11 protein-coding genes are annotated in these 15357 nt (G+C 45.4%); 6 read left to right on the plus strand and 5 right to left on the minus strand.

Annotated features, from left to right (window positions below; translation table 11 throughout):
- Positions 1-78 precede the first annotated feature (78 nt).
- The gene (locus IX91_RS02440) at positions 79-1164 is read right to left on the minus strand and encodes an AI-2E family transporter (RefSeq protein ID WP_004742650.1); all 1086 of its coding nucleotides are present in this window, start codon (positions 1162-1164) and stop codon (positions 79-81) included.
- A 264-nt stretch (positions 1165-1428) separates the two neighbouring features.
- Positions 1429-2721, minus strand: a complete 1293-nt coding sequence (gene hemL / locus IX91_RS02445; RefSeq protein ID WP_004742652.1) for a glutamate-1-semialdehyde 2,1-aminomutase — start codon at positions 2719-2721, stop codon at positions 1429-1431.
- A gap of 251 nt (positions 2722-2972) precedes the next feature.
- Here hemL and erpA point away from each other — a divergent pair, with 251 nt between their 5' ends.
- The 3 genes from erpA to IX91_RS02460 all read left to right on the plus strand — a co-directional run bounded on the left by erpA (position 2973) and on the right by IX91_RS02460 (position 7776).
- Positions 2973-3314: an iron-sulfur cluster insertion protein ErpA gene (gene erpA, locus IX91_RS02450; RefSeq protein WP_004742653.1), complete on the plus strand. Its 342-nt coding sequence runs from the start codon at positions 2973-2975 to the stop codon at positions 3312-3314.
- A 251-nt stretch (positions 3315-3565) separates the two neighbouring features.
- Positions 3566-4648, plus strand: a complete 1083-nt coding sequence (locus tag IX91_RS02455) for an efflux RND transporter periplasmic adaptor subunit (RefSeq protein WP_004742654.1) — start codon at positions 3566-3568, stop codon at positions 4646-4648.
- An 11-nt stretch (positions 4649-4659) separates the two neighbouring features.
- Positions 4660-7776, plus strand: a complete 3117-nt coding sequence (locus IX91_RS02460; RefSeq protein WP_004742655.1) for an efflux RND transporter permease subunit — start codon at positions 4660-4662, stop codon at positions 7774-7776.
- Positions 7777-7822: 46 nt separating this feature from the next.
- On the opposite strand, the gene IX91_RS02465 is transcribed toward IX91_RS02460, so the two are convergent.
- Positions 7823-9109, minus strand: coding sequence for a peptidoglycan DD-metalloendopeptidase family protein (locus IX91_RS02465; protein ID WP_004742656.1), 1287 nt, complete (start codon positions 9107-9109; stop codon positions 7823-7825).
- Positions 9110-9238: 129 nt separating this feature from the next.
- Between IX91_RS02465 and tyrS the strand changes: the two genes are divergently transcribed.
- A complete protein-coding gene (gene tyrS, locus IX91_RS02470; protein WP_004742657.1) occupies positions 9239-10426 on the plus strand; it encodes a tyrosine--tRNA ligase in 1188 nt (395 codons plus the stop codon).
- 422 nt (positions 10427-10848) lie between these two features.
- Positions 10849-11694, plus strand: a complete 846-nt coding sequence (locus IX91_RS02475; protein WP_004742658.1) for a magnesium transporter — start codon at positions 10849-10851, stop codon at positions 11692-11694.
- Here the strand turns inward: IX91_RS02475 and dacB are convergent.
- Together dacB and IX91_RS02485 are read right to left on the minus strand one after the other, a co-directional pair.
- Positions 11673-13103, minus strand: a complete 1431-nt coding sequence (gene dacB, locus IX91_RS02480; protein WP_004742659.1) for a serine-type D-Ala-D-Ala carboxypeptidase — start codon at positions 13101-13103, stop codon at positions 11673-11675. The genes IX91_RS02475 and dacB overlap by 22 nt on opposite strands.
- A 100-nt stretch (positions 13104-13203) precedes the next feature.
- Positions 13204-14274, minus strand: a complete 1071-nt coding sequence (locus IX91_RS02485) for a porin (RefSeq protein WP_004742660.1) — start codon at positions 14272-14274, stop codon at positions 13204-13206.
- 548 nt (positions 14275-14822) lie between these two features.
- On the opposite strand from IX91_RS02485, the gene greA reads away from it, so the two are divergent.
- Complete coding sequence (greA, locus tag IX91_RS02490; RefSeq protein WP_004742661.1) at positions 14823-15296, plus strand: transcription elongation factor GreA; 474 nt, start codon at positions 14823-14825, stop codon at positions 15294-15296.
- Positions 15297-15357: the final 61 nt, after the last annotated feature.

Consider the following 15357-nt stretch of genomic DNA (forward strand, 5'->3'; position numbering starts at 1 on the left):
AAAAATGAGGGAGGATTTTCGCATAATCCTCCCTCATCTTGAAGTGATAAACTCGCTCAACAGCGCCTAACGTAAACGCTAACTGCGATCTTGTTGATCAAGGAAGCCTTGGAACTCTTCTTCATAGATATTGAACAGTACCATGGTGACGGCAAAGATAATTGGACCGTAGATCAAGCCAATTAAGCCAAATAGATGTAGACCACCAAGCAGTGAGAAGAAGATCATCAACGTATTCATTCCAGCGCTGCCTTGCATTAGTAGTGGACGCAGTATGTTATCAATCGAGCCAACGATCGCGACGCTCCAAACCGTTAAGAAAATAGCCCATGTGGTATCACCGATTAAGAACAAGTAAATCGCGGCAGGTATCCAGATTAGCGCGGTTCCCACTACAGGGATAAAGGAAGCAAAGCCCATCATGGTGCCCCAGAATAAGCCCGGGAATCCAGCAATCCACATACCAATACCGCCCGCAAAGCCTTGCGCAATGGCCGTTAAGAATGAGCCCATTACAGCAGATTTAGCCACCTGTTCCACTTCATCCAGCAGCTTGTCTTCTTGGCTGCGTGACAGCGGTAAAATGTGTCGAATTGCGCTGATGATTTTGTCGTGATCGCGGAGTAAGAAGAACAACACGAACAACATTAAGAAGAAGTCCATTAAGAAGTTAGTCGCATCACCTAAGATCTTGGCGCTGATACCCACTAGGTTACTGCCGAAAGAAGTGGCAAATTGCGCTACCTTTTGGGCAATTTCTTGAGGGCTAATGGTATCAAACGGTAAGTAAGTATTGACTAACGATAGTCCATTCACTACCCAAGGGTGTTCGAAAATCGTTTGAATACCGCCATGGGTGACCCACTGATAGACATTTTGTGAAAAAGCCGAACCTTGCTGAACGATAGCTGCAAAGACAAACAACAGCGGGAAAACAATGATGAAGGTGAGTACGATACATGAGAGTAGCGACGCCAAATTGGTGTGCTTCGGCATGCGTTTTTCTATCCACTCATGAATAGGAAACATCAGTAGTGAGATGATAAATGCCATGACAATTGAGTTGATGTAAGGCTCAACTAACAAAAAGCAAGCAAGCCCAGCAGCAAGTAAGGCAACAATCAATACCCAATGGCTGGAAGTTAATTTGACTTTATCTGACACTTTTCTTGTCCAAGATTTCGATACTGTATCAGTATAATGGCTGTAAATGTCTGAGTGTTCAACGCAAAATCAAAATGTTATTCGCGGAGTGGAAAGAGTATGGGCTGTTGTGAGAAAGAGAAATGTTGCGATAGTAAGGGCGAGCCTAAGCGCAAAATACCTTGGTTTGCTCTGATGTTATTGGGCTTAGCGGTATTAGTGGTCGTTAACTGGCAATAAAAAAGGCTGCACTCGGCAGCCTTCATTTCGTATCAAGCGCTATGATTATGCTTCTGCAGCAATAATTGCGAAGCAGCGGTCTGCCGCTTCTAGTGTCGCTTCAATCTCTTTGCTACCGTGAGCAAGTGACGTGAAGCTTGCTTCGAATGCTGATGGAGCAAGGTAAACACCGTGGTCTAGCATTAGGTGGAAGAAGCGTTTGAAGCGTTCGATATCACATTTCGTCACGTCTTCGTAGCGAGTAATGCTTTCTTGGTCAGTGAAGAAGAAGCCAAACATACCGCCAACTTGGTTAACCACTAATGGGATGTTGTGGTTGTCAGCCAAAGCTTTAAAGCCTTCTGCAAGTTGCTTGGTTTTTGAAGCTAGGCGTTTTTCATTGCCTTCTTCTTTTAACAGGTTCAAACATGCAAAGCCTGCAGCCATTGCTACTGGGTTACCAGAAAGCGTTCCCGCTTGGTAAACAGGACCTGTTGGTGCGATATGTTGCATGACTTCTTTACGACCACCGAATGCGCCAACTGGCATACCACCACCAATAACTTTACCTAGAGTCGTTAGGTCTGGCTTGATGTTGTAGTAGCCTTGTGCGCCACCTAGAGCAACGCGGAAGCCTGTCATTACTTCATCAAAGATTAACAGAGCGCCTTCTTCATCACAGATTTGACGCAGTCCTTCGTGGAAACCTTCTACTGGCGGAATACAGTTCATATTGCCTGCCACTGGCTCTACGATGATACAAGCGATCTCACCTTTGTTTGCTGCAAACAGCTCACGTACTGAATCTAGGTCGTTAAATGTAGCGGTTAGCGTGTGCTTAGCAAAATCAGCAGGAACACCTGGTGAGCTAGGTTGACCTAAAGTCAATGCGCCTGAGCCAGCTTTAACCAATAGGCTGTCTGCATGACCGTGATAACAGCCTTCAAACTTCATAATCTTGTCACGACCAGTGTAGCCACGAGCTAGACGAATCGCACTCATTGTCGCTTCTGTACCTGAACTTACCATACGCACTTGCTCCATTGATGGAACAAGTTCTGATACAAGCTCAGCCATAGCAATTTCCATCTCAGTCGGAGCGCCAAAGCTAAGACCACGTTGTGCTGCATCAATAACCGCTTCACGGATGACTGCGTGGTTGTGACCAAGAATCATTGGACCCCAAGAGCCTACGTAGTCGATGTAGGCTTTACCATCAGCATCAAAAATCAATGGGCCGTCGGCACGTTCTACGAAGATTGGCGCGCCACCAACGCCGTTAAAAGCACGTACAGGAGAGTTCACGCCGCCAGGAATGGTTTGCTGTGCTTTTTGAAATAGATCAGCTGATTTGGTCATGGGATATCCTCTTTTGATTGCTCGGACCAATTTGGCTCGCATTGTACCTGCCCTGCCGGATTCAATAAAACGCTTTGCGCCACATTCTGAATACTTTGACAGCAAATAAACCGCAAATAGTGTAAAAAATGGCTTGAAAAGTGGTGAATACTTGAACGCTTCACTCAGGTATTAGATAATCACTGCAATATTAAAAGATAAGTTCCAGATGGTGAGTGCAGTCTGGATGCAGAAGACTGAGAGAGGTCATCGTGAGCGAAGTAAATATCCCATTAACATTTTCAGATGCAGCGGCTCAGCGAGTAGGCGCTTTAATTGCTGAAGAAGAGAACCCAAACCTGAAGCTACGTGTATACATCACGGGCGGCGGCTGTAGCGGCTTCCAATACGGGTTTACGTTTGACGAAAGCGTCAATGAAGGTGATACCACGATTGTAAACAGTGGCGTGACTTTAGTCGTTGACCCTATGAGCCTCCAGTACCTAGTGGGTGGACAAGTCGATTACACTGAAGGCCTTGAAGGCTCACGCTTCTTCGTTAACAACCCGAATGCGACCACTACCTGTGGCTGTGGTGCATCTTTTAGTGTTTAATCACTGACCGTTTTGTCAAAGGCTGCATTGATTGCAGCCTTTGTTTTATCTGCCTCTCAGATTCCAGAAACTGAGACCTACTCTAAAATACTGTCCAACTGTATTTTATTTTTGTTTGGTTAATTTATATCCTGAATAATACTTCTCACGAATGAATCTCGTGAGCCCCTATATCTAAGGCTTACCTAGTCACCGTTACGCAGGTTGTTACGGTTGAATTAGGATGCGATATAGAATTACTAAGGATAGTTATGGCTAGTATCTCTCCGTTGCGTTTTATCGCGACCAGACCTTATCTTGTATCTCTTTTTTTAGTCACTGTACTTACGCTCTGGCTTGGCGTCGGTATGTTAAATGCTGAAGACTCCACCCCACAACATAACGAACAGGAGATCCCTTTAGCTAAGGTGGCTTTCACTTCGTTTGTCGCCAACCCTACCCATAGGAGCATCGATCTCTATGGACGGACTGCTCCCAATAAGCAAGCAAAACTAGGCGCTGAGATTGCAGGTAAAATTACCCAGCTTAAAGTTTCCAAAGGGGACAATGTTAAGCAAGGACAAGTGATTGCGCTGATTGATAAAGGCGATCTTGAGATTCAACTAGAGCGCGCACAAGCCATGCTTAAGGTAAAAGAGAAAGAGTTTAAAGCGGCCAAGTCGCTGCAAAGTAAAGGCTTGCAGGGTGAGGTCGCCTTCACCAACGCTCAGGCGGGTTTGGTTGAAGCTAAAGCTATGGTAAGCAATGCCAAAATTGCTTTGCGTAACACCTCTGTGACAGCGCCGTTTACTGGCATTGTCGATCATCTGTTTATTGAGAAAGGGGACTTTGTCGGTGTAGGCGATCCTGTCGCGAGCTTACTTGACTTGAGTATGATTGTGATTGAAGCCGATGTCAGCGAGCGACATATTCAAGACTTAGTGCTCGGCCAACAAGCGCAAGTTCGTTTTATTAATGGTCAACAGGCACAAGGCGAAGTTCGTTACATCTCGCGCGTTTCCTCTGATTCGACCAACACCTTTCCGATAGAAATCGAGCTGCCTAACCCTAAGCAGAGAATCCCTGCTGGTATCAGTACTGAAGTGACTCTGAACTTGCAAGATCAACTCGCTATCAAGGTGACGCCAGCCATGCTCGCTCTAGATGATGACGGTAATCTTGGGGTTAAAACTCTAGTCGCAGATCGTATTAAGTTTGTTCCTATTAACCTAGTTAAAGCTGAACAAGATGGCGTGTGGCTGACAGGATTGGGCGAGAGCGTTGATATCGTCACTACCGGGCAGGGCTTTGTTCGCGATGGCGATCAAGTCATCGCTGTAGAGCAGCAAGAATAGGAGGCGCGATTATGTTTGCATTGATTGATGCGGCGCTTTCTCGCACGCGCACCATGATGGTGTTGTTGGTGTTTATTCTTCTTGCTGGCGCTGCGACATACGTGACGATTCCCAAAGAGTCGAGTCCAGATATCACCATCCCTATTATCTATGTATCGGTTGGGCACCAAGGTATTTCGCCATCAGACTCAGAAAGGCTGCTAGTACGCCCAATCGAGCAAGAGTTAAGATCGATTGAAGGGGTTAAAGAGATGACCTCTACCGCATCGGAGGGGCATGCCTCTGTGATGCTGGAATTTAGTGTCGGTGTCGATCTCAACAAAGCGATGGCAGATGTGCGTGAAGCCGTTGACCTCGCTAAGCCTAAGTTACCTAGCGATAGTGATGAACCGACTGTTAATGAAGTGACTTTGGCATCAGAAGAGCCTGCTTTATCTATCGTGCTATATGGTACGGTGCCAGAGCGCACTATTGTTCAGATTGCGCGCCAACTAAGAGATAAGCTTGAAAGCTATCGTCAGATCCTTGAAGTGGATATTGCTGGTGATCGCGAAGATATTGTCGAGATCGTGGTTGATCCGCTTTTAATGGAAAGCTACGGGCTCGATCAAGCAGATATCTACAATCTGATTGCCTTGAACAACAAAGTGGTTGCGGCAGGCTTTGTTGATACCGGTTATGGGCGTTTCTCAGTGAAAGTGCCATCAGTGTTTGATTCCTTGAAAGACGTGCTTGAACTGCCTGTCAAGGTAGACGGTAAGCAAGTAATCACTTTTGGTGATGTCGCGACCGTACGTCGAGCTTTCCGAGATCCAGAGAGCTACGCGAGACTCGATGGTAAATCTGCAGTTGTACTTGATGTTAAAAAGCGTGCGGGCGAAAACATCATCGAAACCGTTGCGTTAATAAAAACGGTTTTAGAAGAGGCGCAAAAACGTCCTGAATGGCCAAATAACCTATTAGTTAAGTACACTTGGGATCAATCCAAAGACGTTAAGATGATGCTTAACGATCTGCAAAATAACATTCTGTCGGCAATCATTTTGGTTGTTATCGTCATCATCGCGATTTTAGGCGTTCGAACCGCTTTCTTGGTTGGTGTGTCTATACCAGGCTCTTTTCTGACTGGGCTTTTAGTTCTGTCTGTATTTGGTTTAACTGTCAACATCGTGGTGTTGTTCTCGCTGATTATGGCTGTAGGCATGTTGGTAGACGGCGCAATTGTGGTGACTGAGTTTGCCGACAGGCGCATGCAAGAGGGGACGCCACGTCGAGAGGCGTATCGAGATGCGGCGAAACGTATGGCGTGGCCAATTACTGCGTCAACGGCGACGACTTTAGCGGCATTTGCACCATTGCTTTTCTGGCCAGATGTGACTGGTGAGTTCATGAAGTACTTGCCGCTTACCTTGATCGCAACTTTAACCGCATCACTGGCAATGGCGTTATTGCTCGTCCCTGTACTAGGGAGCTTAATCGGTCGACCGCAACACGTAACTAAAGCGCAGCGTGAAAAAATGGTCGCCTTGCATGACGGTGATTTCTCTAAAGCGACCGGTATCACTAAGCTCTATTTTCATACCTTAGATATCGCGATTCGCCATCCACTGAAGATCTTGTTGAGTGCAATTCTGTTAGCTATTGCGGTGGGCTTTACCTACGCCAAAGCGGGCTTGGGCGCTGAGTTTTTCCCTGAAGTTGATCCCCCTTTCTTTACCGTTAAAGTGCGCTCTTATGGCGATCTCTCCCTTGATGAGAAAGACGTTATCATGCGTGATATTGAGGCGGTGATGCTTGGGCATGATGAGTTCGAAAGCGTCTACACCAAAACAGGTGGCGACGACGAAATCGGGCAAATCCAAATTACGCCAGTCGATTGGCAATATCGCCGTAAAGTCAAAGAGATCATTGAAGAGCTCAAGCAACAAACGGATCAATATGCAGGGGTGGAAATAGAGTACAAGTTCCCGGATGCTGGTCCACCCGTTGAGCATGACCTAGTGATTGAGATGTCAGCGCGGATTCCTGATCAACTCGATGGCGCCGCAAAGTTAGTGAGGCAATGGGCAGACAATTACCCTGCGTTTACCAACCTGAGTGATACCTCAAGTAAAGAGGGGATCGACTGGCAAATTGATATTCGTCGTGATGATGCCTCGCGCTTTGCCGCGGATGCAACATTAGTTGGTAATACGGTTCAGTTTGTCACTAACGGCTTAAAAATTGGTGATTATCTACCCGATGACGCCACTGAAGAAGTCGATATTTTGGTGCGTTATCCGGAAGAGAAACGCGATATTGGTCGCTTTGATCAATTGCGAGTCAAAACAGCCGCAGGTCTTGTGCCTATTACTAATTTTGCCAATATTGTTCCTGAGCAGAAACAAGATACGATTCGCCGAATCGACGGACATCGCGTGATCAACATTATGGCCGACATGAAAGAGGGCTATAACCTCGCATTGGAGTTGCCAAAGATCAATGAGGCGGTTTCCAAGCTCGATCTCCCTTCGAGTGTTGAGTTTAAGATTCGTGGTCAGAATGAAGAGCAAGAAAACTCTTCTGCCTTCCTGCAAAACGCTTTCTTGGTCGCCTTGGTTGTGATGGCGCTGATCTTGATTACTCAGTTTAATAGTTTCTATCAGGCATTTTTGATTCTAAGTGCTGTTCTGTTCTCAACAGTGGGGGTATTTGTCGGCTTGCTCGTGTTCCAAAAACCGTTTGGCATCATCATGTCAGGTATTGGTGTTATTGCCCTCGCAGGGATCGTGGTTAACAACAATATCGTGTTAATTGATACCTACAATCAGCTATTAAAACGTGGGCTCGATAAACGCGAAGCAATATTGCGCACGGGTGTGCAGCGTTTAAGACCTGTGTTGTTAACCACGGTGACGACCATACTTGGTCTACTGCCTATGGTGCTTGAAATGAACATCGATCTTATCAATCAGAAGATCGAGTTTGGCGCCCCTAGTACTCAGTGGTGGTCGCAATTAGCGACAGCGGTAGCGGGTGGATTAGCCTTTGCTACTGTGTTGACCTTAGTCTTGACGCCTTGTCTGTTGATGCTTGGCAGAGTTCATAAAGTGGAAGAGCAGGCTAACCAAGTCATTGAAGCAGAATAGAAACACCAGCAAAAAAGAAAGACCCGCATGATGCGGGTCTTTGTGTTTATGGAGTCGCGAGCAACTCTCCGTAACGCTCTAACTTCTCTAGCCTTAATTTTGCGTTGGCAATATACGTGGTTTTGGCTTTGCCTGTCAGAGATTTAGATTGTGGTAGCTTAACCGTTCTTGGGTTTTTATGTACCCCGTTTACTAAGAATTCATAGTGTAGGTGAGGGCCAGTGACGCGTCCTGTTCCACCTAGCGTACCTATTGTTTGCCCTTGTTTTACACGTTGCCCTGTTTTGACTTTACGACGCTGTAAGTGGAGGTACTTAGTAATATAGGTATTGCTATGTTTGATAAACACATAGTTACCATTGAACTGGTTGTAACTCGATTTTAGAACCGTACCGTCACCAGCAGCCCATATCGGTGTGCCAACTGGTGCAGCATAGTCAGTGCCGCGGTGTGCGCGGACTTTCCCTGTTACTGGATGGCGACGAGTTGGGTTAAAGTTTGAACTAACGCGACGGAAATCGAGCGGAGAGCGCAAGAAGGCTTTCTTCATTGCACGACCATTTTCGTCGTAGTAATTACCCGTTTTGTCGTCGAGAATCGCTTTAAAGGTATCACCTTGGTTTTTGAAGATGGCAGCAATGATTTTACCTCGGCCGACAACTTCACCCTCAACGACTTTCTCTTGATAAAGAATCTTAAAGTTATCCCCGCCACGAATATCCAAAGCAAAGTCGATATCCCAGCCAAAAATGCCCGCTAGTTCCATGATCTGGTTTGGTGTTAGACCAGCATTGACGCCCGCGTTCCAGAAGTTTGAAGTGATATCTGCCTCAGCATAGTTGTACTGATAGTGGACCTGTTTTTTATCAATCGTTGAGGTATAGCCACCCTCTGATTTGGTGACAAGAAAGGTCTCATAAGGGCTAATGACGCGTTTTAGTTGAATCAGTTGGTTGTCAGCATCGAAGCCTAGCTGGAATGAATCACCCGGTCGAACTCGGGTTAACTGCCTTTCAATATCTTTATTAGTTGAAGTCAGTTGATACAGCAGGCGAGAAGAAAGCCCAGCACGTTGAAAAAGTAGTGCCATGCTGTCGCCAGAGCCTATGGTATGTTTTTCCCATCGCAGCACTGCAAGTTTTGGTGCTGACTCTTGCAAAGCGAGCAATTCAAGATCAATGGCTAGCGGGTAGGCTTTACCTACTTGATAGTTGCTCTCCTCTTGACGGAGATCTTTCGGCGCTGGCAGAAACAAAGCAATGACGATAAAAGCGCTAAATAAGGCGATAAGGGCTCGGTGAATCCATGGCAATCGAGCGAAAAGAGACAACATCTTATGTCCGTTCTAAAAAATTCAGTAAAAAAGCTCAGCTGTTTAGTCTAACTGGTTTCAAAAAGCATCGCTATTCAAGTAAGATGACCAACTAACAAATTTTTGCCAAATCTGTGGGAGTGAACAAGAATGGCGAGCATTGAAGCTGCACTAGCCGAGATTAAGCGCGGTGTTGAAGAACTGATTCCAGAAGAAGAACTGATTGCTAAGTTGAAAGAGGGTCGTCCTCTTCGTATTAAGTTAGGTGCCGATCCAACTGCACCGGATATTCACCTTGGTCATACAGTGATTTTCAACAAGCTGCGTGCATTTCAGGAGCTAGGCCACGACGTTACCTTCCTTATCGGTGATTTTACTGCCATGGTTGGTGACCCTACGGGTAAGAACAACACTCGTCCGCCACTAAGTCGTGAAGATGTACTGCGCAACGCTGAAACCTACAAAGAGCAGGTATTTAAGATTCTAGATCCAGCTAAGACGAAAATTCAGTTTAACTCTGAGTGGTTGTCTGAGCTGGGTGCTGAGGGCATGATTCGCCTTGCTGCTAACCAAACCGTAGCACGTATGCTAGAGCGTGATGACTTTAAAAAGCGCTATGCAGGCGGTCAGCCTATCGCTATTCATGAGTTCATGTACCCACTACTACAAGGTTATGATTCAGTCGCGATGGAAACTGACGTTGAGCTAGGTGGTACTGACCAGAAGTTCAACCTACTGATGGGACGCGAACTGCAAAAATCGAACGGTCAGAAGCCACAGGTTGTACTAATGATGCCACTTCTTGTTGGCCTAGACGGCGAGAAGAAGATGTCTAAGTCGGCCAACAACTACATTGGTATCAGTGAAGCGCCAAGCGAAATGTTTGGTAAGATCATGTCGATCTCTGATGACCTAATGTGGAACTACTACGACTTGCTGTCGTTCCGTCCACTTGACGAAGTTGCTCAACTAAAAGCTGACGTTGAAGCAGGTCAGAACCCACGTGATGTAAAAGTGGCTCTAGCGAAAGAGATCATTGCACGCTTCCACTCTCAGGCAGATGCTGACGCAGCGGAGCAAGAGTTCGTAAACCGTTTTGCTAAGAACCAAATTCCTGATGAAATGCCAGAGTTTGATTTTGATGCAGGTCTACCGGTAAGCAATATTCTTAAAGAAGCGGGTCTATGTGCCTCTACTTCTGAAGCAATGCGTATGGTTAAGCAAGGTGCAGCTAAGATTGATGGCGAGAAGGTAGCAGACTCTAAGTTTGCTCCTGAAGCAGGGACTTACGTATTCCAAGTTGGTAAGCGTAAGTTTGCTCGTATCACGATTCAATAATCGCTGAGCATTCCCAATATATGCATTAAAAAGCGTCTTTTTTAGGCGCTTTTTTTATGCGTGTCGCTAGAGGTTAAATATCTAACTTTTTTGCAAATTTGGGCTGCTTTAGTGGAGAACTTTTGTTATTATCCTCGCGCTGCCAAAACGGCAGTTTTTTCGGAGACTTTTATGAACAATATCGACCATCCTCCTAGTATGAAAGGGGAAAAATAGTCCGCTTCGGTATTGTCGTCTCACGCCTCTGCCATTGCGGTAGAGCGCTTCTCATCTCTTTGTGAATCCTCACGTTTTTCTCCTCTAAATTCTAGAATCCAATACAGCTTTTCTGTGCACTCGTGTACGGATAGACGTGTCTATTTTTTGATTCAACATCAGCTGTATTTGATGGTCGTTACCTATTGCCAATCGGGAGATTCGCCATGACGGTAATGAGCAATACTTACATTGAAAACACCCCGCACTTTTCTCAAGAGGAGATCGGTGCCGCTCGCAATGCATTTTTGCAATACGAGCAAGCCCAGCAGGTCCATTTACTTACGGTTATGCCAGTAGAGGAAGCTGTCGGGATTTTACACCACTGTTCAGTGGGTTATGTCCAGCAATTGATCTCTGCGTTAGAGCTCGATGGACATGAAAAGTTGGCACGTCACTACGCGCACCAGCTTGGTTTTATTCATTCGGAAGTTGAGCCTTCGAATGGTTACCTAGATACACCAGTTATTGAGCATGTAAAGCAACGTATCGGTTGGATCATTGCGCTCGCATTACTTGGCATAGTTTCAGGTCTAATTATCGCTCAATATGAAGATACTTTGAGCCAGTTGGTGCTATTAGCGATCTATATGCCTGTAATAGCAGCGGCGGGTGGTAATACCGGTACGCAAGCGGCGACCTTGGTGATACGAGCTTTAGCGACGGGTGAGTTGCGTAAAAGGCAGTGGTTAGAAGTGTTTTGGAAAGAGAGCCGAGTGGCGATTTGCTTAGCTTTTGCCATAGCCTTGGTGATTATTGGCCGTATCTTACTTTTTAGTGATAGCAGCAGTACGGGTGGCTTTGAGCTTAACACCATCGCACTTGCGATCGCGGTTGCGCTGTTTATTCAGGTCACGATGTCGACCACGCTAGGTGGTTTGCTACCTATCCTAGCGCGTGCATTTAAACTTGATCCTGCTGTGTTGGTTAGCCCAGTTTTAGCGTCTATTGTCGATATCTCAGGAATGTGGATCTATTTCACTGTGGTGAACTACTTCTTAGGTATTGCCTGACTGAACTGGACAATATCTTTGTAGAACAAGGTTTCAAACTTGGTGATTGGGGCGATGGTAGGTTTATCATCGCCCTTTGTTTTTGGTGGGTGGTAGTCAGTCACAAACTGAACAAACAGTGTGCTTGGTTGACCAGATTTATCTAACCCATAGCCTGCCATATTGTAGCTGCCATACACGGAACCACTTTTAGCAATCAACTCGCCTTTAATTGGTGCTTTACGCATACTGCGGCGATATTTCAAAGTGCCGTTGGTGCCTGATGTGGGCATTAAGGCGATCAAGCCTAATTCACTGTCATGTTGCCAAATATAGCGCAGTACCGCAGCCATGTTTTGACTGGTAAAGCGGTTATTGCGTGATAGCCCAGAGCCATCAGCCAGTGGGGTATGCTCAATATCAATGCCGGTTTGGGTAAATAAAATTTGCTTGATTGCCTTGGTTCCGTTGGCAAAACTGCCAGGCTGAATAAAGAACTTCGCACCTAAGGTTTTGGTTAGGTTATCGGCGATAAGGTTATCTGACTTTTTGAGCATGGTTTCAAGTAGCTGTGGCAGTGCTTGCGAATTATGAGTGGCAATGACTTTACCTTGCTGCTCAGGAGCACCTAGCCGAATACTGCCCACTAGCTCGATGTTTAGCTGAGCAAGCAGAGTATTAACAATTCTCTGGGCATATAGCGCTGGATCTTGTACTGCAAATTTTAGTGGCAGTGGCTTGCTACGGTTCTGTAGGCATCCCTGGAGTTGATAGTGGTTGTCTGGGGATGAGAGTAACTCCAGATCGCACTGTGAGCTCTCTTGTTCGATTTTAGACACTGAACTTGCCACCGTCGTGACATAAATAGGTTGATGCTCAGGCACATAGACGCGAGTTTTTCCATCTTCTTGCGTATAGATAGAGGCCTGAACACAATTACCATCAAGTGAAATGGCGCTGGCTGGAGCGCTATAGCAGACGCCAAGAATATCCCACGGCCAACCAACTGCGCGGTCATAACCGGTAAATGCGCTGTTATCTAACCAGAGATCGCCGCTGATTTTTTTCGTGCCGCTATTACGTAGCTGGCTGAGTAGTTGTTTTATGTCTTGGGTGGTTAAAGTCGGATCGCCACTAAAACGCAGCACCACATCGCTGCCAGTCTTCTCAATGCTAGTTGCAAACTGAAACTCATCACCGAGCTCTAGTTTGGCAGCAAGTGCAGTAACAATCTTTAATGTACTAGCCGGTGGGAAGAACTGATTTTGGTTGTCGGTTTGCTGGATTTTATTTTGGCTTTGAAGTGTTTCGACTTTAATTGCTGCACGGCTACCTAATGGCAATTCATTGAGTGGCGCATAGGCCGAGGCAGATACGCTGATTAGAGAGAGTAGGCAAGCAGAGGTAAAACGATCAACAAAGCGCAGCATAAGAATTCACGGTTAGCGGTTTAAGAGGGTCAGTATAGCGGGTAAAAAAAACGCCTGCTATAGAGCAGGCGTCTTAGATTCATGACTTAGTGTCAGGAAATTAGAAGTCGTAACGTAGACCTAGAGCTAGCTCGTCTTCTGCACCAGCTTTACCTACAGTACCAGTTGCTGTCTTATCATCTTTACTAAGTAGGTTGAAGTTGTAAGAGATGTAAGTACGGAAGTTTGGCTTGAAGTAGTATGTTGCATCGATCGCTACATTGTCAGCTGCATCATACGTAGTACCTGAAGTTTTCTCTTCTAGCTTATTGTATGTTGTAGTGAATGCTACTTTTTCTAGAGTGTAAGCTGCTGCGAATTCGTAACCAGTTTTGTCTGTTTTGCTTGAGCCGTCTTTGTCTTTACCATCAGTAAACGTACCAGCGAAGTAGAAATCGCTGATGCGGTAAGATGCAGCAAGCATGTACTGATCAGAAGACTTGTTAGTACCAGTATCTTGATCTGCATAACCACCACCTAGCTTAACACCAGTGTCGCCGATTGCGTAGATAGCAGATAGAGAGTAACCATCTGTTTCGTTGTCAGTGTAACCACCTGTCGCTGGATCATCGATACGATCAGCAAAACGGTAGCTTGCTTTAACGCCTAGGTCAGCAAATTGGCCTTTGTATGAAAGCATGTTATCAGTACGGTCGGCAACTGCAATCTTATATGCAGCAGTGTTACCGTGGTAAGACATGATATCAGTAAAGTCAGTGATAACGCCTAGTGCACCATCGTTTTTACCGTAAGTTACTTCACCAAAGTCACCACCAATACCAGCGTAAGTGTAACGGTGCTCAATGTTATCACCGTCAGTTGTTTTGCCGTCTACAGTTACAGTGTTGTCTGCTGTAGTGTACTCAGCTTCGTAGAAACCTAGACCATATAGGCTATCAGTGATTTGAGTCTTACCTAGGAAGTTTAGACGTACACGTGTTTTGTCTTCAGCTTTACCATCTTTTAGAGACATACGAGCTTCAGCACGACCGCCGATCTCTAGAGAGTTGCCGTTTGAGCTGTATACTGAAGTACCTTCGATACCGCCTGCTTGAATACCATCAGCTGATGCGTTTGCGCCTGTAGCTACTGCTGCAGCTGAAACTGCTAGAGCGATCAGAGTCTTGTTCATCTTATTAGTCCTAATTTACTGTCCATAAATAGTTGTATAGCGAGGAGCGTCTCCACTTAATTGTGGGAGCCCTCTAGTTATCAGCGCTATTAATCCAGTCTCATAACGACGCGTTATAGCAAGTTATTGAGCAATAAAGACTAATCTCGCTGATTAGGTCAGCTAAGTTTTTAACGCAAAGTTCCATGATGGGTTAGTAAAATGATATAAATCGAACTTATGAACAGTGTTTTATTAAACATAAAATAATATCAAACTATTGATTATTAAGGGTTAAGTTGCGTTGTTGATAGGTTGGTTTATATCTAAACCTTTATTTTTTTTTAGGTGAAATATGTTTGACGCCGCGATCGAATTCAAAAACAGCGCTGATTTATCAATTGTTTATCGCGCGCATTTTGAGATAGAGATCACGCTTGATTAATTTGAGTGATTTAGCCGCCAAGTTTGTTTACACTAGAGGCAATTGATTAGTAAATGCATCTACCTAGTCCACTGGATTAGGTAGTTTTGTTTTGTCCAAAGATTGCTTTGGAATGAGGTATATAATGGAAAAAGTGCCAATGACACTACGTGGCGAGAAAAAGCTACGTGAAGAACTAGAAAGACTATTGAAGCTTCGCCCACAGATTTCTGAAGCCATTGCTGAAGCACGTGAACTAGGCGACCTTAAAGAAAATGCCGAGTATCATGCAGCTCGTGAAGAGCAAGGTATCTGTGAAGCACAAATTCGTGATATCGAATACAAGCTATCGGTTGCTCAGGTTATTGACGTAACCACAATGGACAACACGGGTAAAGTTATCTTCGGTTCAACCGTCACTTTGATTGACTGTGATACTGAAGAAGAGAAAACCTACCAGATCGTAGGTGATGACGAAGCTGACATTAAAGCGGGTCGTATCTCGGTAAGTTCACCAATCGCGCGCGGTCTTATCGGCAAGATGGAAGGTGACGAAGTGGTTATCTCTACACCAGGTGGTGATCGCGACTTTGAAATCGACAGCGTCGAGTACATCTAAGCAAGTTTGTTGCTCTGAATATCAAAAAAGGTCGCATAGGCGACCTTTTTTCTTGCTCATG

The sequence above is a fragment of the Vibrio tubiashii ATCC 19109 genome (assembly GCF_000772105.1).
Taxonomy (GTDB): Bacteria; Pseudomonadota; Gammaproteobacteria; order Enterobacterales; family Vibrionaceae; genus Vibrio; species Vibrio tubiashii.

Bases quoted from the DNA above. Each gene is read 5' to 3' on its own strand.
- hemL (WP_004742652.1), bottom strand. From the start codon at position 2,721: ATGACCAAATCAGCTGATCTATTTCAAAAAGCACAGCAAACCATTCCT.
- IX91_RS02455 (WP_004742654.1), top strand. From the start codon at position 3,566: ATGGCTAGTATCTCTCCGTTGCGTTTTATCGCGACCAGACCTTATCTT.
- IX91_RS02460 (WP_004742655.1), top strand. From the start codon at position 4,660: ATGTTTGCATTGATTGATGCGGCGCTTTCTCGCACGCGCACCATGATG.
- IX91_RS02465 (WP_004742656.1), bottom strand. From the start codon at position 9,109: ATGTTGTCTCTTTTCGCTCGATTGCCATGGATTCACCGAGCCCTTATC.
- tyrS (WP_004742657.1), top strand. From the start codon at position 9,239: ATGGCGAGCATTGAAGCTGCACTAGCCGAGATTAAGCGCGGTGTTGAA.
- IX91_RS02475 (WP_004742658.1), top strand. From the start codon at position 10,849: ATGACGGTAATGAGCAATACTTACATTGAAAACACCCCGCACTTTTCT.
- dacB (WP_004742659.1), bottom strand. From the start codon at position 13,103: ATGCTGCGCTTTGTTGATCGTTTTACCTCTGCTTGCCTACTCTCTCTA.
- IX91_RS02485 (WP_004742660.1), bottom strand. From the start codon at position 14,274: ATGAACAAGACTCTGATCGCTCTAGCAGTTTCAGCTGCAGCAGTAGCT.
- greA (WP_004742661.1), top strand. From the start codon at position 14,823: ATGGAAAAAGTGCCAATGACACTACGTGGCGAGAAAAAGCTACGTGAA.